17 protein-coding genes are annotated in these 20241 nt (G+C 72.6%); 10 read left to right on the plus strand and 7 right to left on the minus strand.

Features of this window, described 5'->3' with window-relative positions; translation table 11 throughout:
* Together B0I32_RS45080 and B0I32_RS45085 are read right to left on the minus strand one after the other, a co-directional pair.
* On the minus strand, positions 1-1007 hold a 1007-nt coding region (locus B0I32_RS45080; protein ID WP_146178547.1), incomplete at its 3' end, for a PAS domain-containing protein.
* A gap of 264 nt (positions 1008-1271) precedes the next feature.
* A complete protein-coding gene (locus B0I32_RS45085; protein ID WP_106250247.1) occupies positions 1272-1841 on the minus strand; it encodes an HhH-GPD-type base excision DNA repair protein in 570 nt (189 codons plus the stop codon).
* A gap of 154 nt (positions 1842-1995) precedes the next feature.
* On the opposite strand from B0I32_RS45085, the gene B0I32_RS45090 reads away from it, so the two are divergent.
* From B0I32_RS45090 to B0I32_RS45115, 6 genes are all read left to right on the plus strand, one after another.
* Complete coding sequence (locus tag B0I32_RS45090; RefSeq protein ID WP_106250249.1) at positions 1996-2220, plus strand: hypothetical protein; 225 nt, start codon at positions 1996-1998, stop codon at positions 2218-2220.
* Positions 2221-2421: 201 nt separating this feature from the next.
* Positions 2422-3912, plus strand: coding sequence for a hypothetical protein (locus B0I32_RS45095; RefSeq protein ID WP_245956517.1), 1491 nt, complete (start codon positions 2422-2424; stop codon positions 3910-3912).
* A gap of 33 nt (positions 3913-3945) precedes the next feature.
* Complete coding sequence (locus tag B0I32_RS45100) at positions 3946-4716, plus strand: thioesterase family protein (RefSeq protein WP_106250252.1); 771 nt, start codon at positions 3946-3948, stop codon at positions 4714-4716.
* Between the two features lie 22 nt (positions 4717-4738).
* Positions 4739-5494 (plus strand): LamB/YcsF family protein, encoded by a 756-nt coding sequence (locus B0I32_RS45105; protein ID WP_106250254.1) that lies wholly within the window; start codon positions 4739-4741, stop codon positions 5492-5494.
* Positions 5491-6108, plus strand: coding sequence for a 5-oxoprolinase subunit B family protein (locus tag B0I32_RS45110; protein ID WP_106250255.1), 618 nt, complete (start codon positions 5491-5493; stop codon positions 6106-6108). Before B0I32_RS45105 ends, B0I32_RS45110 begins: the two co-directional genes overlap by 4 nt.
* Positions 6105-6941 carry a 5-oxoprolinase subunit C family protein gene (locus tag B0I32_RS45115; protein ID WP_106250257.1) on the plus strand — a complete coding sequence of 279 codons (837 nt, stop codon included), beginning with the start codon at positions 6105-6107 and terminating at the stop codon, positions 6939-6941. The genes B0I32_RS45110 and B0I32_RS45115 overlap by 4 nt, the downstream gene beginning before the upstream one ends.
* On the opposite strand, the gene B0I32_RS45120 is transcribed toward B0I32_RS45115, so the two are convergent.
* Positions 6919-7749, minus strand: coding sequence for a PhzF family phenazine biosynthesis protein (locus B0I32_RS45120; RefSeq protein WP_106250258.1), 831 nt, complete (start codon positions 7747-7749; stop codon positions 6919-6921). The two genes, B0I32_RS45115 and B0I32_RS45120, sit on opposite strands and share 23 nt — an antisense overlap.
* 60 nt (positions 7750-7809) lie before the next feature.
* Between B0I32_RS45120 and sthA the strand changes: the two genes are divergently transcribed.
* Positions 7810-9225: a Si-specific NAD(P)(+) transhydrogenase gene (gene sthA / locus B0I32_RS45125; protein ID WP_106250260.1), complete on the plus strand. Its 1416-nt coding sequence runs from the start codon at positions 7810-7812 to the stop codon at positions 9223-9225.
* A gap of 15 nt (positions 9226-9240) precedes the next feature.
* Here sthA and B0I32_RS45130 read toward each other — a convergent pair whose 3' ends face one another.
* The 4 genes from B0I32_RS45130 to B0I32_RS45145 all read right to left on the minus strand — a co-directional run bounded on the left by B0I32_RS45130 (position 9241) and on the right by B0I32_RS45145 (position 14703).
* Entirely contained in the window at positions 9241-11094 is a 1854-nt protein-coding gene (locus B0I32_RS45130) for a ricin-type beta-trefoil lectin domain protein (RefSeq protein ID WP_181308483.1), read from the minus strand.
* Between the two features lie 127 nt (positions 11095-11221).
* Entirely contained in the window at positions 11222-12262 is a 1041-nt protein-coding gene (locus tag B0I32_RS45135; RefSeq protein ID WP_106250261.1) for a LacI family DNA-binding transcriptional regulator, read from the minus strand.
* A 153-nt stretch (positions 12263-12415) separates the two neighbouring features.
* The gene (locus tag B0I32_RS45140) at positions 12416-13138 is read right to left on the minus strand and encodes a DoxX family protein (protein ID WP_181308484.1); all 723 of its coding nucleotides are present in this window, start codon (positions 13136-13138) and stop codon (positions 12416-12418) included.
* A 35-nt stretch (positions 13139-13173) separates the two neighbouring features.
* A complete protein-coding gene (locus B0I32_RS45145) occupies positions 13174-14703 on the minus strand; it encodes an MFS transporter (protein ID WP_106250264.1) in 1530 nt (509 codons plus the stop codon).
* Between the two features lie 250 nt (positions 14704-14953).
* Here B0I32_RS45145 and B0I32_RS45150 point away from each other — a divergent pair, with 250 nt between their 5' ends.
* The 3 genes from B0I32_RS45150 (at position 14954) to B0I32_RS45160 (ending at position 20119) form a co-directional block, all read left to right on the plus strand.
* The gene (locus B0I32_RS45150; protein WP_245956465.1) at positions 14954-16744 is read left to right on the plus strand and encodes a hypothetical protein; all 1791 of its coding nucleotides are present in this window, start codon (positions 14954-14956) and stop codon (positions 16742-16744) included.
* Positions 16745-16806: 62 nt separating this feature from the next.
* Positions 16807-17703 (plus strand): haloalkane dehalogenase, encoded by an 897-nt coding sequence (locus B0I32_RS45155; protein ID WP_106250268.1) that lies wholly within the window; start codon positions 16807-16809, stop codon positions 17701-17703.
* Between the two features lie 64 nt (positions 17704-17767).
* On the plus strand, positions 17768-20119 hold the full coding sequence (locus tag B0I32_RS45160; RefSeq protein WP_106250270.1) for an AAA family ATPase: 2352 nt from the start codon (positions 17768-17770) through the stop codon (positions 20117-20119).
* Positions 20120-20241 lie beyond the last annotated feature (122 nt).

Genomic DNA, 20241 nt, shown 5'->3' on the forward strand with positions numbered 1-20241 from the left:
TCGCCGTTGATCAGCTTGAGCGCGGCGCGGTCGGTGTCGAGCAGCGCGACCGCCGAGCGGTCGGCGGCCAGGGCGGTGCGGCCGACGTCGATGATGACCTGCACCACCTGCTCGACCGTGAGCGCCTCGGCCAGCATGGCGGTGGCGCCCTGGAGCCGGGCGGTGCGCAGGGCGGCGGCGCCGAGCTGGTCGGTCAGCCTGCCGCGCATCTCCTCGGCCTCGCGCTGCGGGGTCACGTCGGTGTTGGCGCCGACCCATTCGACCACCCGGCCGTGGCGGATGATCGGCACGGCGCGCACCTCGAAGTGGCGGTAACCGCTGGCACGGGTGCGCACGCGGTAGTTCCACTCGAACATGGTGCGGCCGCGCAGCGCCTCGCGCCACGCCTCCTCGGTCTGCTGGCGCTCCTCGGGGTGGACGACCTCCAGCCAGCCGCTGGCCAGGTATTCCTCGAGGCCCTGGCCGGTGATGGCACGCCACTGCGGGGCGTCCTCGACGACCGCTCCGGTGGGCGAGGTGATCCAGACGAGCTGGGACTGCGCCTCCACCAGCGAGCGGTAGCGCTCCTCGCTGCGGCGCAGCGCCTCTTCGGTCTGACGGCTCTCGGTCACGTCCAGTCCCACCAAGGCGATGGCGCGCAGCTCGCCGGCATCGTCGTGAACCGGCGAGAACGACAGCGACCAGTGCCGGGTGTCGCCCTCCGCGGACCGGACGCGCACGCGGCCCTCGGTGACCGGCGCGTCGCTCTCGATGACGGCCTGCACGGCGTGAGTAATGATCTGGCTGAGGTCGGCGGCCAGCACCTCGACGGGCGGCCGGCCGACCATGCGGTCCGCGGGCACGTTGACGACATCGCTGAACACGTCGTTGACCCGCTGGATGCGGCTGTCGGCGTCGAAGAAGGCGAAGGCGAACTCCGCCTCCGACAGCATGCCCTTGAAGAGGGCGGAGTCTGAGACGTCCACATCCGACTCCCGGGGACGGGGAACGGAGGTCTCGGCGCTCATGGTCCGCACCTCCGTCGCGTGCCAGGGTCTCCCACGCGGCACATCTCCATAACTGTGTATCGGCGTAGCGCAGCTCCGGGCGACCGGATTCTGCAGTACATCATCGACGATGGGCATGTACGGACGGAAGCCCCCGCCGCGGCCCGGTCGCCTTTAGGGTCTACGCATCCTGTCAAAGTCGCTCCACATTGCGCAGCAAGATCAGGTTACAGCGCCCAATTGCCGGGCCCGTTTCCCGGGCCGCGGGGGCGGCCCCCGGCACGGCTACTGGGCCTTGGCGGTGCGCTTGGCCTCCTGTTTGGCCTCCCGCACGCGGGCCAGGGAGTCGCCGTCGACCACGTCGGCGACCGATCGGTGTGAGCCCTCCTCGCCATAGGCTCCCGCCGCCTCACGCCAGCCTGACGGCTGGACCCCCAACTGCTTGCCCAGCAATGCCAAAAAGATCTGGGCCTTCTGCTCACCGTATCCCGGCAGGGCCCTGAGTCGTTTCAACAACTCTTGACCGTCAGCGGCATCGTTCCATATCCGCTCGGGACGCCCGTCATAGTGTTCGACGAGATGGGCCGCGAGCTGCTGCACCCGGCCGGCCATGGACTTGGGGTAGCGGTGCACGGCCGGCTTGTCGGCCAGGAGGGCGACGAACGCCTCGGGATCGTAGGAGGCGATCTCCTCGGCCGTGAGGTCGTGGCCGAGCCGCTGGGAGATGGTGTAAGGCCCCGTGAACGCCCATTCCATGGGGATCTGCTGATCGAGCAGCATGCCGACGAGCAGGGCGAGCGGGCTGCGGCCGAGGAGCTCGTCTGCCTCGCTCCGCTGGGCGAGCTGGATGCGCATGGAGACAGCTTCGCATGAAAGGGCGCCGGGTGAAGTGAACACAGTCGTCGCGGAGCCTTGACACACGGCGGCAAAAAGGTGGAATGAGAGCGCAAGTCGCCCTGCATGCATTCCTGGGGGTTTGCCCCCCGGTCTCCAGAGGAATCTCACATCTATGCTCGCTCTGGCCACACGGTTCCTGCGGGAACCGGTCAGTCTCAGGCTGGCCGAAGAGTTCCTTACCGTACCCGTGGACACGATCGACCGCTGTGTGGCCGACGTGTGCGCGTGCGCGCAGCATCTGGGCATCTCAGCGACGCCCGAGATCGTGGAACGCATCGCCCGCGAGCACCTGCTCGCGATCGTGAACTCCGCGCCTCCGCCCCGGGGCATCCGCTAGCGCGCCCGGGGAGGTCAGGCCGGCGGCGTACGGAGCGCCCATACCGGCCTGCCCCGGCGAAAACGCCGCTCCCGATAACATCGGGGTCACCGGGCCGAGTTCTACGCACCGTTTGCGCCTGGAATACGAGAGAGTGAGGGTGTGCGCCGACACCGACGAGATCCCCGGGAGAGCACCCCGCCAGACGACGTGTTCAAGGAGATGGTGCAGGCGGCCCGCGAACTGCTGGCCGTACGCACCCCGCTCGACGCGGAGCTGATGGTCTCCGACATGATCGGGGCCTGGTGGGGCAGGCGGGTCCGCGGCGGCGACGTCGAGCAGGTGCTCGGGGAGGGGCTGGTCGACTACGCGGCCAAGGCCGGCACGCCGGCCTCGCTGACGCTGCTGATCTGCCTGGCCTATCTGGGCAACGCCCGCCAGGGCGCCAAGGCCGAGGGCGCGGCGCTGGCCATGATGGAGTCGGGGGTGGCGCGGCCGGGCTGGGCCGACCGGGTGGGCGCGGTGAAGCCGGCCGGCTGCTACGTCTCCCGCGACGCCTACGGCGACGAGGACACGGTGATCTGCACCTTCGCCTACCGCTGGAACGACAGCGAGCAGCCGATCGACCGGCACGCGCTGGTGATGGTGGTCGACTACAACATGAGCGGCATGGCGCGCGACGCCTGGGTGTCCTCCCACGTCGACAAGCTGCTGGAGCAGGCCAGGGCCGAGGCGGCGGGCAACCCGCTGCTGCTGTTCGAGGAGATCCAGCCCGAGCAGGCCAGGGCGCTGCTGGAGTCGGCGATGAAGGCCACCAGGGAGCCGAAGACGCCGCCGCCGGTGAGCGACAGCTACAGCGCCTACCACGCCTTCGCACGTTCCAGGCTCAAGGCGCTGCCTCCCGGCCGCAAGCGGCCGGCGCCGCTGCACATCGAGGCCCCCTACAGCAGGGAGCGGCGGGCCATGCTGGCGGCGGAGTTCCTCGCCTCCGACGCGGCCGAGCACCTGTCCGACCCGTCGGCGGCCTCGCGCTGCGCCGACCACATCATCGACTACGGCTGCGAGCAGGACTTCAACCGCCCGCTGCGGGTGAGCCCGACCAAGTGCCGCACGTTCCTGCTCGACTGGCTGCCGCGCAAGGTGATGCTGAGCGTGGCCGAGCAGGAGGCGATGCCGCACGCGCTGTCGGCGTGGGTGCGCTTCGCCGCGGCCCGCACGCAGCTGCCCGAGCAGGGGCTCAAGGCCACGCTGGACGCGGTGTGGGAGGCGATCGGGAAGTTCCCCGAGGCGTACCGGGATCCGACGTCGTTCGGGCTCGACCGGCCGCTGCTGGAGCGGCTGCTGCCGGACGGCGACCTGTCGGCGCTGGCCAGGCGGGCCTTCGCCTTCCCCTATCTCCAGGGCACGCACAACGGGATCGAGCTCGACCGGCTCAACCCGGCCGACCAGGCCGACCGGCGTACGTTACTCGAGATCGACCACGGCGGGGCGATCGACCAGGAGCACCTCGCCTGGCACGAGGAGATCGCCACCCGCCTGTGGGACGGCGATCCGCCGCAGCTCTGGGAGGCCGCGCAGCGCCTGCTCGACCTCGGGCACGACCGTCACGACGTGCTCCACGTGCTGATCGAGATCGCGGAGCGGATCGGCGGCGACCCCGAGGAGCTGGCGGCGGCGCTGGACGACATCGCCGACATCCCCGACGAGATCTGACGGCGGAGCCGCGAGCACGAGGGAAAACGTTCCATGTCGATGTACAGCAGGACCGGGCGGGGCCGTTATCTGGCGTCGGAGCACACGCAGGGCCCATGGGACCCGCGCACCCAGCACATGGGGCCCGTCACCGCCCTGATCGCGCACGAGCTGGAGCAGACCGCCCCGCGGCCGGGGCTGGAACTATCCAGGCTGGTGGTGGACGTGTTCGCGCCGGTGCCGGTGGCCGAGCTGGAGGTCACGACCGGCGTGGTGCGCGACGGCAAGCGGGTGCAGTGCCTGTCGGCGAGCGTGTCGTCGGGCGGGCGCGAGTACGTCAGGGCGAGCGCGTGGCGCATCCGCGCGGCCGAGACGTCGTCCACGCCGGTCCAGGCTCCGCCCGCGCCGGTGCCGCCCCCGTCCGCCGAGCACGCCGGTTCCTGGCTCGGCTCTGGCTTCGGCTACGGCAGGGCGATGGACTGGCGTTTCGTCGCCGGCGGCCCGATGGCGCCCGGGCCGGCCACGGTGTGGGGCAGGCTGACGATGCCGCTGGTCGAGGGCGAGGAGCCGACGCCGGTCGAGCGGGTGGCGGTGTTCGCCGACAGCGGCAACGGCGTCAGCATGGCCCTCGACTTCGGCACCCACCTGTTCGTGAACGTGGACCTGACGATCTCGCTGTTCCGCGCGCCGGCCGGTGAGTGGGTGTGCATGGACGCCGCCACCGTGATCGGCCCGTCGGGCCGCGGGCTGACCCGGTCCACCCTGTACGACGCCGGCGGCGAGATCGGCGCCGCCACGCAGACGCTCTTCGTCGCGCCGAGGTAGCCGATGGCGCCATGATGGTGCCATGGTGATCGACCTCAACGCGGACCTGGGCGAGGGTTTCGGCATCTGGCGGCTCGGCGACGACCTCGCGCTGCTCGACATCGTCACGAGCGCCAACGTGGCCTGCGGCTTCCACGCGGGCGACCCCGTGACCATCAGGCGCACGTGCGCGGCGGCCGTCGACCGCGGCGTGGCCATCGGGGCGCAGGTGTCCTATCGCGACCTGGCCCACTTCGGGCGCAGGGAGATGGACGTCGAGGAGGAGGAGCTGTGCGCCGAGGTGCTCTACCAGCTCGCCGCCGTGGACGGCATCGCCAGGGCGATGGGCGGGCGGGTCTCCTACGTCAAGCCCCACGGCGCGCTCTACAACCGGATCTGCCGTGACGAGGCGCAGGCGGCGGCGGTGATCGACGCGGTGGCCGACTACGACCCCTCGCTGCCGGTGCTGACGCTGCCGGGGTCGGTGGTGCACAAGGTGGCGGCGGCCGAGGGCGTGCCGACGGTGAGCGAGGCGTTCGCCGACCGGGCCTACACGCCCCGGGGCGCTCTGGTGCCGCGGCGCGAGCCGGGCGCGGTCGTCCACGACGCCGCCGCGGTGGCCGCCAGGGCGCGTCAGATGGTCGTGGAGGGCTCTGTGACGGCCGCTGACGGCAGTTCCGTCCCGATTTCTGCCCGTTCCATCTGCGTGCACGGCGACACGCCTGACGCGGTCAGGCTGGCGCAGGGGGTACGGGACGAACTGCTCGCGGCCGGAGTGGTCCTGCAGGCGTTCACGTGATCCGCGCGGCCGGCGAGCACGGGCTGCTCGTGGAGACCGGCTCGCTGGAGCTGTCGCACCGGCTGGACGCGGCGCTGCGGGCGGAGCGGCCCGAAGGCGTGGTGGAGATCGTTCCAGGCCCCGAGACGGTGCTCGTGGTGGCTCCCGGGGTGGATCAGGCCAGGTTGCTGGCGCGGGTGGAGGAGCTCGCGGGGCGGGAACGGGCCAAGGCGGCCGGCGGCGCGGACGAGGAGCAGCCGCTGGTCACGATTCCCGTGGTCTATGACGGGGCGGATCTCGATTCCGTGGCGGCGCTGGCGGGGATCTCGGCCGACGAGGTGGTGGCCCGGCACACCGGGCGGGAGCTGGTGGTGGGGTGGCTCGGGTTCGCGCCGGGGTTCGCCTATCTCACCGGGCTGGATCCGGTGCTGGAGACGCCCAGGCTGGACACGCCGCGCACGTCGGTGCCCGCCGGGTCGGTGGCGGTGGCGGGGCCGTACTCCGCGGTCTACCCGTCGGCCTCCCCCGGCGGATGGCGGCTGCTCGGGCGCACCGCCACGCGGGTGTGGGACGTCACGGCCGAGCCGCCCTCGCTGTTCCGGCCGGGCATGCGCGTGCGGTTCGAGCCGGCATGATCGAGGTGCTGACGCCCGGCCCGTACGCGACCGTGCAGGATCTCGGCCGGCCGGGGCTCGCCCACCTGGGGGTGCCGTGCTCGGGAGCGGCCGACGCGCCGAGCCTGCGGCTGGCCAACCGGCTGGTCGGCAACCCCGAGGGGCTGGCGGCGATCGAGCTGACCTTCGGCGCGGCGCGGCTGCGGTTCCTGGACGCGGCGTGGGTGGCGCTGGCGGGGGCGCCGCTGGTGTCGGGGGCGGACCTGGGCGTGCCGATCTGGGTGCCTGCGGGCGGCGAGCTGCGGCTGGGCCCGACCGCGTGGGGGCTGCGCACGTATCTGGCGGTACGCGGCGGCATCGCGGTGGAGCCGGTGCTGGGCAGCCGGTCCACCGACTCGCTGTCGGGGCTGGGGCCCGAGCCGCTGCGGGCGGGCACGCTGCTGCCGGTCGGATCGCCGTCCGGGGTCATCTCCGTGGACCTCGCGCCGCCGCCGGGGCCGCGGCCCGCCGTGCTGCGGGTGCTGCCTGGGCCGCGCGACGACTGGTTCGCGCCTGGGGCGATGGCCGCGCTGTGCGGGGGGACGTACACGGTGAGCCAGGACAGCAACCGCGTCGGCGTGCGCCTGCGCGGGCCCGAGCTGGCCCGGGTCAGGGAGGGCGAGCTGCCCAGCGAGGGGATGGTGACGGGGGCCGTGCAGGTGCCGCCGAGCGGGCAGCCGATCGTCTTCCTCGCCGACCATCCCCCGACGGGCGGCTATCCGGTGATCGCCGTGGTGCGCGGCGCCGACCTGCCCGTCGCCGCCCAGCTGCGGCCGGGCGACGAGGTGCGGTTCACAGCTCGACCTGGCCGCTGACGCAGGTGCGGACGTCGCCGCCGACCCACACCTCGCCCTCGTCGTCGGCGGAGACGCGGACGCGGCCGGTCCGGCCGATCACGGTGCCCTGGGCCGCCAGGTACGGCGCCTCGGCCCGGCCGGTACGCAGCAGCCACTGCGCCAGCGAGGCGTTCAGGCTGCCCGTCACCGGGTCCTCCACCATGCTGCCCTGAGCGGGGAAGAACGCCCGCACCTCGAACGCGACCGGCGAGCCCACCGGGTACGGCCCCACCACGCCCACGTCGTGCGGCACCGTCTCCGGGCGCAGCGCGAGCACCTGTTCGGCGTCCTTGAGCAGCAGCCCGACCCAGCCGGGCCCGTTGTCGGCCCATTCCGCCGCCACGACGTCGTCGCGCGTGATCCCGAGCGAGGCGACGATCCGGTCCAGGAACTCCTCCTCCACCGGGCCCGAGCGGATGAGCGGCGGCGCCTGGAAGGCGAGCCCCGCGTCCGTGGCCGCGATCCGGACGAGCCCGGCCCCGCACTCCTGCACGACCCGGCCCTCGGTGCGCGGCCGGCCGCCGGACTCCAGCCAGGCGTGACAGGAGCCCAGCGTCGGGTGTCCGGCGAAGGGCAGCTCGGCCTCGACGGTGAAGATCCGCACGCGGTAGTCGGCCTCCGGCGTGGCCGGCGGCAGCAGGAAGGTGGTCTCGGACAGGTTCGTCCAGCGGGCGAAGCGCCGCATCTCCTCCGTGCTCAGCCCTTCGCCGTCCACCACGACCGCGAGCGGGTTGCCGGTGTACGGGCCCGAGGCGAACACATCGACTTGCGTGAATCTGCGCAACATACCCAGGAGTCTCCCAGGAAGGTCTTTTCCCGGTGACATGCCGCCCCCAGACTGGTCGGTGTGGCGGATTTCGATGTGGTGGTCCTGGGTTCCGGACCAGGTGGGCAGAAGGCGGCCATCGCGGCCGCGAAACTCGGCCGGCGCGTGGCGGTCATCGAGAAACGGAACATGATCGGCGGCGTCTGCATCAACACGGGCACGATTCCGTCGAAGACGCTGCGTGAGGCGGTCCTGTATCTCACGGGGCTGAACCAGCGGGAGCTGTACGGCGCCAGCTACCGCGTCAAGGACGAGATCACGGTCACCGACCTGGGGATGCGCACCCAGCACGTGATCGGCCGGGAGATCCAGGTCATCCGCAGCCAGCTCGCCCGCAACCACGTGACGGTGCTGCAGGGCACCGGCCGCTTCCTGGACCCGCACACCATCGGGATCATCCACGACGAGGGCAAGACCGAGGAAACGAAGATCACCGCCGAGAAGGTCGTGATCGCCACGGGCACGTCGCCCGCGCGGCCGTCCAGCGTGGAGTTCGACGACAGGACCGTCATCGACTCCGACGCCATCCTGCACCTCGACCGGGTCCCCGAGACGATGGTCGTGGTGGGGGCCGGGGTCATCGGCATCGAGTACGCCTCCATGTTCGCCGCCCTCGGCACCAAGGTGACGGTGGTGGAGCGGCGCGACCGCATGCTCGAGTTCTGCGACCTGGAGATCGTGGAGGCGTTGAAGTACCACCTGCGCGACCTGGCGGTGACCTTCAGGTTCGGCGAGAACGTGGCGGCCGTCGAGCGCCGCCCGCGCGGGGCGCTGACCCTGCTGGAGAGCGGCAAGAAGATCCCCGCCGACTGCGTCATGTACTCGGCCGGCCGCCAGGGCAAGACCTCCGAGCTGTGCCTGGACGCGGCCGGCCTGGCCGCCGACGACCGGGGCCGGATCAAGGTGGACGAGAACTACGCCACCGAGGTGCCGCACATCTACGCCGTCGGCGACGTGATCGGCTTCCCCGCGCTGGCGGCCACGTCGATGGAGCAGGGACGGCTGGCCGCCCAGCACGCGTGCGGCGAGCCGGGCGGCGACCTGAACGAGCTGCCGCCCATCGGCATCTACACGATCCCCGAGATCAGCTTCGTCGGCCGGTCCGAGGACGAGCTGACCAGGGACAAGGTGCCGTTCGAGGTGGGCATCTCGCGTTACCGGGAGCTGGCCAGGGGGCAGATCATCGGCGACTCGTACGGGATGCTCAAGCTCCTGGTGTGCTCGGAGACGCGGCGGCTGCTCGGCGTGCACGTGTTCGGGACGGGGGCGACGGAGCTGGTGCACATCGGGCAGACCGTCATGGGGTGCGGGGGGACGGTCGACTACCTGGTCAACGCGGTGTTCAACTATCCGACGCTGGCGGAGTCGTACAAGGTGGCGGCGCTGGACGCGATGAACAAGATGCGGACGATCGCCCGGCTCACCGCGGAGATGTGAGCCGGGCGGTTCACCTCAGGTGAGCGTCCACTTCTGGTTGGCGGCGCCCGTGCAGGTCCAGAGCTGCAGGCGGGTGCCGTCGGCGGAGGTGTCGCCGGTGACGTCGGCGCACTTGCCCGCGGCCGGGTTGACCAGGTCGCGGCCGGCGGTGGCGGTCCACTGCTGGTTGGGCGCGCCGGTGCAGGACCACAGTTGCAACCGGCTGCCGTCGGCGGTGCCGTGGTCGACGACGTCGAGGCACTTGCCCAGGGCGCGCAGCGTGCCGTCGCCGGGGCGGGTCCAGCGCTGGGCGGCGGTCCCGTTGCAGGTGTAGAGCTGTACGGCGGCGCCGTCGGCGCTGCTGCCGCCGGCCACGTCCATGCACTTGCCGGACAGCCCGGTCACCTGGCCGCCGCCCCCGCCGGGGTTCTCGCCGGGCGTGCCGTTCCAGGTGAAGGTGGCGGTGGTGCGGGCGGGCAGCGCGTACGTGAAGGACTGGCCGCCCCAGTTCACCCGGACGGACTGGGCCGAGCCGCCGCCGTTGTGGGCGATGAGGGCCTTGGAGCCGTCGGGGTTGCGGTAGGCCACGTTCTGGACGGTCGCGTTGGTGGTCGAGCCGATCCGGTACGCCCCCGGCCGGACGAACTTGGTCAGGTGGCCGGTCGTGTAGTACTCGATCGTGTAGTCCACCTGACCGGCCCGGGGCCCGCCCTCCTGCACGGTGATCAGGCCGGTGCAGGTGCCGCAGCCGCCGTTGTGCGGGCCCATGTTCTGGTTGAGCGCGAGGCTCCACTTGACCAGACTGCCGCTCCAGTTGCGGGCGTAGGACACGATGTCGGCCATGTCGTCGTTGTGCTGGTTGCCGACCCAGGTGCCGCCCGAGTGCTCGGTGCTGAACTGGCGTACCGACGGGTACTGGTCGTGCACCTGCGTGCCGACGGCCGGGTCACCGAAGTAGCCGTGCCAGGCGATGCCGCCGAACAGCGGGTCGTCCCGCACCGCCGGGTCGGCCAGGATCGGGCCGCCGATCTGGGCGTAGTCGCCGTAGTTCCAGTCGTGGACGAGCACCTTGGTGGTGATCCCGGCCGCGCGGAAGGCCGGGTAGACGAAGTTCTTGGTGAGCTCGATCAGGCCGGAGGCGTTCCACGACATGCCGGGGTAGTTCATCGCGGGCGGGTTGGCGGCCTGGCAGCAGTTGGGCTCGTTCTGCAGCGAGACGTAGTCGACCTTGACGCCGGCGGCCTGGTAGCTCTGTACGTACTTGACCAGGTACTGGGCGTACGTGCCGTAGTGCTCGAACTTCAGCCAGCCCATCTGGTCCATCCGGCCGTTGTCCTTCATCCAGCCGGGCGCGCTCCACGGCACGCCCTTGACCCGCAGCGCCGGGTTGAGCTGCTTGGCCTGGACGGTGAGCAGGCGGACGCCGGTGTCGTAGCCGTTGGCGCCGAAGTCATCGAGGTCGCAGCAGGTGTCGTCGAGGGAGACCATGCCGGGCCTGGACAGGTCGGAGGCGCCGATCGGGTTCCGGACGAAGGACAGGCCGATGCCGTCCGCGGGCGAGAACAGCCTGCGCATCACCTCGTCCCTGGTGGCCGCGCTGATCGCGCCGCCGCGCAGCAGGTGCGCGGTCGTGTCCGTGATCGACGCCCCACCGCCCTCGAACTGCTGGTACGTGCTGCTCTCGTCGACGGTGACGCTGTGCCCCGAGCCGCCCGGCGGCCCGAAGGCGATCGGCGACTGCTGCTGGAGGCCACGGCTGACGGTCCGGCCGCCGGAGTCGGAGGTGGTGGTGAGCCAGACGTTCACGGGTTCGCCCGCGGCGAGTGCCGGGGCGGGCGCCGCCAGGCACAGGGCGGCGGCGCAGGCGAGCGCGAGGAGGATCCTGGACACGGCGAGTCCCTTCAGGGCGGGGGGTGATGCCCTTGAAACAAATGAAACAAACTCGTAACGCGGCTTGCACTGAGCAGAAGAACACGAGTCAGATCGGCCAGTCAACCGATGTAACAGATGAAACAGATCAGCCGCGGACCGGCCCCGTCGAGCCCCTGACGACCAGCTCGGCGCCGAGCGAGACGTGCAACGCCTCCAGCGTGTGCCTGCTGAGCAGCCTCATCAGCAGCGTGACTCCCATCCGGCCCATCTCCTGCAACGGCTGGCGCACCGTGGTCAGGGGCGGCGAGGTCGCCCGGCTGACGTCGATGTCGTCGAAGCCCGCCACCGACAGGTCCCCCGGCACGCTCAGCCGGCGCTCGGCCGCCGCCCGCAGCGCGCCGACCGCCGTCTTGTCGTTGAACGCCACCAGCGCCGTCGGCCGCTCGGGTAGGTCGAGCAGTTCGCCGGCCGCCAGGTAACCCTGCTCGATGTTCGGCTCCGGTACGTGGCGCAGCAGCTCGGGGGCCTGCAGCACGCCCGCGTCGGCCAGGGAGGCGGTGTAGCCGGCCAGCCTGGCCTCGCTGGGCAGCCACGTCACCGGGCCGCCGATGATCCCGATCCGGCGGTGGCCCAGCCCCGTCACGTGGGCCATCAGCTTGCGCCCGCCGGCGAAGTGGGCGGCCGACACGGCGGCGATGTCTCTGGGCGGCGGGGTCCGCGGGTCGATCACGACGAAGGGGAAGCCGCGGTCGCGCAGGCGGACGAGGGCCTCGCCGGGCTCGGGCGGCAGGATCAGGATCGCTCCCGCGACGCCGGGCCGGTCGGGCAGGCCGGGCAGCACCGCGCTCTCCTGCGCCGCCTCCCCCGCGCCCAGGATCATCTCCCTGCCGTGCAACTCGATGGTCTCGCCCACCGAGGAGACGATCAGCCCGAAATAATCGGTCAGCACGTACGGGCAGCGTACGTAGACGGCGCCGCCGTGGACCGGGCCGTGGGCGTCCGGCGCCGCGCGCGGCCGCGGCGCCTGGTCCCCCAGGCGGCCGACGGCGCGCAGCACCAGCTCGCGGGTGTGCGGCGCCACGTTGGCCTGGCCGTTGAGCACGCGCGAGACGGTGGCGATGGACAGGCCGGTCTCGGCGGCGACGTCACGCACCGTCGCGCGCGCCCTGCCTTCCCTGGCCGCCATGCACGCTCCCCGCTCGGCTGTGCGGCCAGGATATTCACCGGGCCGAGCCGATCTCCACCCCGCGATGCCGCCGCCGGCCGCGCGGGCCGGCGGGACCGTCTGAGCGCACCACCCGCCGGCTCCCGGCGCGAATCGGCGGGCAGTCCTGCGCGGTCAGTCGGCGGTGGTGCGGCGGCCGCGGGCCGGGGGTTTCTTGCGGCCCGCCACCAGCGTGTCGCCGGGCGCGGGCGACGGCGAAGGCGACGGCTCCTCGCCGCGCTTGGTGTCCGCCGATCGCGCACGGGGCCGGGGATGCGGGGCCGTGTCCTCGGACGCCTGGGACGACTCGGTCTCCTTGCTCGAGGACTCGGACGTTGAGGACTCGGACGCGGGGCTCGCGGCCTCGGCCTTGTCGGAGGAGTCGCGGGGCTTGTCGGGGTCGCGCAGTGAGGCGATGACCTGGTCGGCCTCCGAGTCGGCGGCGAACTCGTCCGCCGCCTCCGATTCCCTCCGCCGGATCACCACCATGTGATCGACCGAGATCCGCCCCGCGCCGACCACGGCGAGCAGCAGGGACGCGGCGCCGAGCAGGATGAGCTCGTTCAGACTGATGGGGTTGAGCGGCGGGGCCACCACGAAGACCGCCAGCGCCTCGGCGAAGAGGATCAGCCCGGTGATGGAGACGGCCAGCCCGGCGATGAGCAGCGCGCCGCCGATGAGCTCGGTGAGCATGGTGACCGTGGCCCACGCGCCGGGGGCGGGGGCACCCTGCTGCGAGAACTTCGCGCCGGTGGTGATGAGACCGTCTTCGAGCTTGGTCCAGCCATTGGCGAAGAAGATACCGCCCACACCGATGCGGGCGACTAAAGCGGCAAGATCACGAAGGACCTGTTTCACGGTAGTTGTCTGCCCTAATCGGGACATGGCACACCTCAATCACGGCTGAGCAGCATGGCCACCGCGACGGCGGTCAGGCTGAGCAGGACGACGCTCACGACCACTGTCGTGTGCAGGGCGTTGACGAAGGCCCACCGGGCGGCGTCGAGCAGCGCGCCCCCCGCGTTGCCGCCGATCTGGTCCGCGACGTGGGCGGCCGAGGCCAGCGACTGCCTGGCCTGGTCCATGCCGCCCTCTGAGACGCCGGGTACGGCGGGCAGGCCGGGCGCGTACACGATCGTGGTGATGGTGCCGAGCACGGCGACGCCCAGGCCGGCACCCAGTTCGTACGCGGTCTCCTCGATGGCCGCGGCCCCGCCCGCCTGGGCCTCGGGAGCCGAGGCCATGATCGTGTCGGAGGCGGCGAGCAGGGCCACCTGGACCCCGAAGCCGATCCCGACGAAGCAGACCGCCAGCATCACCGGATGCCCCTCGACCCCCCAGGTCAGGGTGGGCGTCAGGGCGAGCGCGACGAGCGCGAGGCCGCCGCTCATGGTGGCCCGCATGCCGACCCTGGGCAGGATGTGCGCGGCGGCGAGGCCGCCGGAGACGGCGGAGATGACCAGGGGCAACATCCGCAGCGCGGCCCGCACGGGGCTGTCGCCGAGGACGAGTTGCAGGTATTGGGCGAGCATGAGCTGCAGCCCCACCAGCGCGAACACGCCGAGCAGCACTCCCGCGACCCCGGTCGTGAACTCGCGCCGCCGGAAGAGCCCGATCTCCAGGAACGGCGCGGGCAGCCGGGTCTGCCGCCGGACGAAGGCGACCAGCAGCCCCAGCCCGCCGGCGAAGACCAGCACCGAGGCCCAGAGCGGCAGCAGGCTGCCCGAGCCCGCCTCCTTGAGCCCGAAGGCCAGCGCCAGGATGCCGAACACCGACAGCGCGGCGCTGACCGCGTCCCACGGCCGGTCGCGGCGTCCGCGCGACTCGGGCAACAGGCGTCTGGCCGCGGGCAGCAGCACGAGCAGGATCGGCACGTTGATCAGGAAGACCGCGCCCCACCAGAAGCCGACGAGCACGCCGCCGACGAGCGGCCCGATCGCCGCGCCGGCCGCCGCGACCGCGCTCCAGACGCCCAGGGCGATGGCCCGCTCGCGTCTGTCGGTGAACACCTGGCGGATCAGCGAGAGGGTGGCGGGCATGATCATCGCGCCGCCGACCCCGAGCAGCGCCCTGGCCAGGATCAGCGTCAGCGGGGTCGGGGCGCACGCGGCGGCGGCCGAGGCCACGCCGAACAGCACGAAGCCCCACAGGACCAGGCGTTTTCGTCCGTATCTGTCGCCGAGCGTGCCGAACATGATCAGCAGCGGCGCGACCACCAGCGAGTAGATGTCGATGATCCAGAGCAGCTGCACCGCGGAGGGCTCCAGCGCCGCCGTGAGCGCGGGCACCGCGATGTGCAGGACCGTGGCGTCGACCGTGATCAGCAGCAGCGCCAGGCAGAGCAGCACGAGGATGGACCAGCGGCGGTCCTGGTGCTGTCGGTCTGCGGTCCGTACGAGGGGTGCGGCCTGCGTGACGGTCATGGCCCTCCTTGCAGGCCGATCCGTTGTCCAGGGCCCGCACGTGCTGTGGTCGGTGGCGTCGGAAGCCGCGGCTCGGCGCCCGCTCCTCCCGAGCTCTGCCGCCTGACTCCGGCGCTCCGGCTTGCGTGGCAGCTTAGGCCATGCCAGGGACTTGTCATAGCGGTATCGGTCGATCCACGGTCCCCCGCACCTCTCTAGAGAGATACAGCCATATGTCGGTATCTATCCAACGATCACGCGCCAGCCGATCATGGGACGTGTGGGGACCGACGCACGCGGCACCAAAGGCGATCTTCCCGACCGGTCCTCACGCGAATGGTGCGACGAGGCCCTGACCAGGCTCGACGCCGGGCGTCCCGAGTCCGCGCTGGAGGCGGCGCGGCGGGCGGCCGAGCTCGACCCGGTCGCCGAGTGGCCGCAGCGGCTGATCAGCCTGGCCCACGAGCGGCTGGGCCGCGACGCCGACGCGGTGCCCGCAGCCGAGCGGGCCGTGGACCTGGCCGGCGGCTCATGGCCCGCCCGGCTGCGGCTGGCGGGGGCGCTGCGCCGCGTGCCCGGCCGGTGGAGGGAGGCGGCCGGGCACGCGGCGCTGGCCGGGAAGTTCGCGCCGGAACGGGCCGGGCCCCAGGTCATGCTGGGCGACCTGGCCCTGCTGCGGGGCGAGCACGAGGCGGCCGAGCGGGCCTACCGGGCCGCGCTCGCCGTCGACCCCGCCGATCCGCAGGCCCGCGTCAACCTCGCGCTGGCGCTGCTGCGCTTCGACCCGCCGCGGCCGCATCACGACCCGGCCTGGCCCGTCGACCCGCGCGAGACGGGGCGGGCCAGGCGCGCGCTCGAGGTCTGGTCGCGTCAGGTCCGCCTGCTGGTGGCCGTGGCCACGATCGTGATCGCCGGGGCCGCGCTGCTGCTCGACTGGGGCGCGCAGGCGCGGCTCTGCGGCTTCGCCGTGCTCGTGCTGCTGGTGCCGCTGACGGTCAGGCAGGCCCGGCGGGTGGGTCTGTGGGCGTACGCGGGGGCGATGCTCGGCCGGGACCCGTGGCTCGGCGCCTCCGTGGCGTCGGCCGCGCTGTCGGCACTGGCCTTCGCCGGCTGGCTGCTGCTGGGTTCCGTGCACGTGCTGCCGGCCTCGCTCGACCCGGTCTGGGCCGGGCTCGCGGGCATCGCCGTGCTCGGCTGGCCCGCGCTGACCGCCCTGCGCGCCCTGGCCGAGGCCTGGCGCGGCCACCCCCTGCGCGCGCTCGCGGAGACCGAGCGTGCGGGGGAGACGTCGCGGGAGGCGGAGCGAGAGGCGGAGCGGGAAACCGAGCGGATGGCGAGGCGGGTGGCGGGGCGGAACGCCGGGGTGGCGTTGTGGCTCGTGCTCGGCAGGACGTGGTCGGTGCTGGTGGCGCTGCTGGCCGTGGCGCTCGCGGTGCGGCCGGAGCTGGCGGTGGCCGCCGTGGTGCTGCCGTACCCGCTGGTGCGCGGCTACCTGCGCGCCCGCAGGCGCGGCGATCGGTGGCTGGCCGCCGCGACCTGGCTCGTCGTCCTGGCGGCCGGCGCCGGCGCGGCCGGCGGGCTGCTCGGGTCGGCCTGGGCCTGGCGGGCCGGAACGGGAGCGCTCGGGGCGGCGGCGGTGGTGTTCGTCGCGCGGGCCCTGCACGCGTGGTGGCGCGGCGGCCCGGGCCCGTGGCGTTCTTCGCTGCTCATGTGCGACCTGCCCATGGGCGCCGAGCCGTCGGTCGCGCTGGACTCTGAGGTGCGCCAGACCTTCTCCTACGCCCGCAGCATCGTCCTGGCCTACGGCGACGCGTACGGCCCCCGCGTCGCCGGGGCGGTGGCCTCGGTGACCTCGTCGGGCGAGCTGCGGCTGATCGCCGAGACCGAGGCGTGGCAGGCCATCGAGGACGACCCCAGGGTGGCGGTGTTCGCCTCCGACCCGCTGCAGCGGCGGTTCTGGGTCGAGGTGCGCGGGATCGCCCTGGCCGACTCCGACGTCATGCGCGTCACGCCGAAGCAGGTGCTCGTGGGCGAGTTCCCCGGCCGCCACCAACGCCGCTGACGGGCCGGAGTCCGCGGACCCGTCACTGGACGCGGCCACATCCCCCGGTAGAACATTGTTCTATGGACATCCTGCGCACACCGGAAGAGCGCTTCGCGGACCTGCCCGGCTTCCCCTACGAGCCTCGCCACGCCGAGGTCACCGGCGGCCTGCGCATGGCGTACGTGGAGGCCGGCCCCCAGGACGGCCCGGCCGTCGTGCTGCTGCACGGCGAGCCGAGCTGGTCGTTCCTCTACCGGCACGTCATGAGCGAGCTGGCCGCGGCCGGGCTGCGCGCGATCGCGCCCGACCTGATCGGCTTCGGCCGCTCGGACAAACCCGCCGACCAGGCCGCGCACACCTACGCCGCGCACGTCGAGTGGACCCGTTCCCTGCTCTTCGACGCGCTCGGGCTGAAGGACGTGACCATGGTCGGCCAGGACTGGGGCGGCCTCATCGGGCTGCGGATCGCCGCCGAGCACCCCGCGAACATCGCCAGGATCGTGGCCGCCAACACGGGCTTGCCGACGGGTGACATTCCCATGCCCGACGTCTGGCACCGGTTCAGGGACACGGTGCGCAAGGCGCCGGCGCTGGACGTCGCCCGGCTGGTGCAGGCCGGCTGCCGGACCAAGCTCCCGCCGGAGGTGCTGGCGGCCTACGACGCGCCGTTCCCTGACGAGTCGTACAAGGCGGGACCGCGCGCCATGCCGGGCCTCGTGCCGACCACGCCCGACGACCCGGCCGCGCCCGCCAACCGCGCTGCCTGGACGATCCTCACCACACTCGACCGGCCGTTCCTGGTGGCTTTCTCCGACAGCGATCCGATCACGGGAGGCATGGCGCCCGTTCTGCGGACGAACATGCGCGGGGCGGCTGGCCTGCGACATCCCGTGATCAAGGGCGCCGGCCACTTCCTCCAGGAGGACGCGGGCGCGGAACTCGGCCGTCAGATAGCCGTTTTCGTGACCTCCGCCTAGCGTGTCAGGACCGCCCAATAGTCGGTCTGGTGCGGTATAACCGGGGGCGGACCGGGGAGGCGTGATGCGTGAGTCCGACAGGGCCCAGGCCGCGGGGCGGGCCGCGGTGCGGGATCTGTTCGAGAAGGTTCGGCAGCGTTATTTCCAGATTCCCCCGGCCGCGCGCCGGGTGCTCTACGTGGTCGCGCTCGTGGCCACCATGGGCCTGGGCGCCGCACTCGGGTGGGACCTGCTCCAGACCTTCCCCCTCGTGCTGCTGCTGCTCGCGTTCGTCGCGCTGACCATGCGCTATCCCAGGGCCGCCGCCACCGCGCTGGTGGTGGCGGGCTGGGCGATGCTGGCGCTGATCACGTTCAGCGCGCTGTTCCTCCCCGGCGCGCCGACCGTGCACCTGATGGTCTTCCTCGCCCTGCCCGTCGCCGGGGCGGCCCACCTCATCCGCTGGGTGACGCCGTGGGTGACCACCCTGATGGCGCTCGCCCCGGCCGGGCTGCTGGCCGCCGCGCTCTCCGCCGTCTCCGACCGCGTCGCCGTCTGGGTGGCCGTCGCCGCCGCCGCGGCCGTCCTCGTCCACCGTTTCCTGCTCGCCCGCAGGGTCAAGGCGGCCAGCGCCGCGGCCGAGGCGCAGCAGGTGCGGGTCAGGGTGCGCGAGGGCAGGCCCGACGCGCCCGGCGACAAGCAGGGCGCGCCGCCGCAGATCTCGGTCGAGGAGGCGCTCGCCGAGCTGGAGGCCATGATCGGGCTGGTGCCGGTCAAGGAGCAGGTGCGTTCCATCGCCGCCTCCATCGAGGCCAGCCGGCTGCGCGCCGAGGCCGGCTACACCACCGGCAGGCCCACCAGGCACTTCGTCTTCGTCGGCCCGCCCGGCACCGGCAAGACCAGCGTGGCCCGCGCGCTGGCCAAGATCTTCTACGCGTTCGGCCTGCTGGAGACCCCCTACGTGGTCGAGGCGCAGCGGGCCGACCTGGTGGGCGAGTTCCTCGGCGCGACCGCGATCAAGACCAACGAGCTGGTGGACCGGGCGCTCGGCGGCGTGCTCTTCATCGACGAGGCGTACGGGCTGGTCAACTCCTCCGACGGGCAGCCCGACCGGTTCGGCGCCGAGGCCGTGCAGACCCTGCTCAAGCGGGCCGAGGACGACCGCGACCGGGTCATCATCATCCTGGCCGGCTACGAGCAGGAGATGGGCGCGTTCCTGTCCAGCAACCCCGGCCTGGCCAGCAGGTTCGCCACCCGGGTACGCTTTCCCGGCTACTCCCCCGCCGAGCTGGTCGAGGTCACCGAGCTGCTGCAGCGGCGCAGGGGCGACACGATGGACGCCGAGACCAAGCGGGTGCTGCTCGGCCTCTTCGACGACGTGCACCGCCGCGGCCTGATCGACGAGCTGGGCAACGCCCGGTTCGCCCGCAGCCTGGTCGAGGCCGCCGCGCAGGCCCGCGACGTGCGCGTGGTGGGCGCGGGCGGCACGCCGAGCACGCACGACCTGGTGACGACCACCACGCCCGACGTGACCAAGGCGTTCGACGAGCTGACCGCCCGCTTCCGCGGCTACGTTGCCACGCCCACGCTGGAGGAGGCGCTGGCCGACCTGGACAAGATGGCCGGCCTGGCGCCGGTCAAGCGGCAGGTGCACGCTATCGCCGCCCAGCTCCAGGTGGCCAGGATGCGGCAGGAGCGCGGGCTGCCCACCCCGCAGCAGATGCGCCACTTCGTCTTCCTCGGCCCGCCCGGCACCGGCAAGACCACGGTGGCCCGGGTGCTCGGCCGCATCTTCGCCGCGCTCGGCCTGCTGGCCAGGCCCGACGTGGTCGAGGCGCACCGGGCCGACCTGGTCGGCCAGCATCTCGGCTCGACCGCGATCAAGACCAACGAGCTGGTGGACCGGGCGCTCGGCGGCGTGCTGTTCATCGACGAGGCCTACAGCCTGGTCAACCCCGGCTACCAGGGCGGCGACGCGTTCGGCGCCGAGGCCGTGCAGACCCTGCTCAAGCGGGCCGAGGACGACCGCGACCGGCTCGTCATCGTGCTGGCCGGATACGAGCGCGAGATGGACGCGTTCCTGTCCAGCAACCCCGGCCTGGCCAGCCGGTTCAACCAGCGGGTGGGCTTCCCCAGCTACTCGCCCGGCGAGCTGTCGCAGATCGCGGTGCTGCTGGCGGAGAAGGCCGGCGACACCTTCGACGACGAGGCGCTGCGGCGCCTGGACGAGGTCTTCACCTGGGTCTGCGACGACCGGCTGATCGACGGCCTGGGCAACGGCCGCTTCGCCAGGTCCCTGTTCGAGCGCGCGGCCATGCGGCGTGACGTGCGCCTGGCCGCCCACGCCTCGCGCGGCGGGTCCGCCAGCTCGGCCGACCTGACCACGATCACCAGCGAGGACGTCCGCACCGCCGTGGACGAGCTGTCCGGCCGCTGACCTTCTTTGCCGCTTCCGTGCGCGGAGGCGCTCGCCTGGTGTAGCTATATGACTACGATAAGCCACGGGACGGTGGCGGTCGGTGTAGCCGCGCTGCGTACGTGCGGGGTGCGCGCAGGAGG

Origin of the sequence: Nonomuraea fuscirosea (assembly GCF_003001935.1) — a bacterium.
Taxonomy (GTDB): domain Bacteria; phylum Actinomycetota; class Actinomycetes; order Streptosporangiales; family Streptosporangiaceae; genus Nonomuraea; species Nonomuraea fuscirosea.

Bases quoted from the DNA above. Each gene is read 5' to 3' on its own strand.
- B0I32_RS45085 (WP_106250247.1), bottom strand. From the start codon at position 1,841: ATGCGCATCCAGCTCGCCCAGCGGAGCGAGGCAGACGAGCTCCTCGGC.
- B0I32_RS45090 (WP_106250249.1), top strand. From the start codon at position 1,996: ATGCTCGCTCTGGCCACACGGTTCCTGCGGGAACCGGTCAGTCTCAGG.
- B0I32_RS45095 (WP_245956517.1), top strand. From the start codon at position 2,422: ATGGTGCAGGCGGCCCGCGAACTGCTGGCCGTACGCACCCCGCTCGAC.
- B0I32_RS45100 (WP_106250252.1), top strand. From the start codon at position 3,946: ATGTCGATGTACAGCAGGACCGGGCGGGGCCGTTATCTGGCGTCGGAG.
- B0I32_RS45105 (WP_106250254.1), top strand. From the start codon at position 4,739: ATGGTGATCGACCTCAACGCGGACCTGGGCGAGGGTTTCGGCATCTGG.
- B0I32_RS45115 (WP_106250257.1), top strand. From the start codon at position 6,105: ATGATCGAGGTGCTGACGCCCGGCCCGTACGCGACCGTGCAGGATCTC.
- B0I32_RS45120 (WP_106250258.1), bottom strand. From the start codon at position 7,749: ATGTTGCGCAGATTCACGCAAGTCGATGTGTTCGCCTCGGGCCCGTAC.
- B0I32_RS45135 (WP_106250261.1), bottom strand. From the start codon at position 12,262: ATGGCGGCCAGGGAAGGCAGGGCGCGCGCGACGGTGCGTGACGTCGCC.
- B0I32_RS45145 (WP_106250264.1), bottom strand. From the start codon at position 14,703: ATGACCGTCACGCAGGCCGCACCCCTCGTACGGACCGCAGACCGACAG.
- B0I32_RS45150 (WP_245956465.1), top strand. From the start codon at position 14,954: ATGGGACGTGTGGGGACCGACGCACGCGGCACCAAAGGCGATCTTCCC.
- B0I32_RS45155 (WP_106250268.1), top strand. From the start codon at position 16,807: ATGGACATCCTGCGCACACCGGAAGAGCGCTTCGCGGACCTGCCCGGC.
- B0I32_RS45160 (WP_106250270.1), top strand. From the start codon at position 17,768: ATGCGTGAGTCCGACAGGGCCCAGGCCGCGGGGCGGGCCGCGGTGCGG.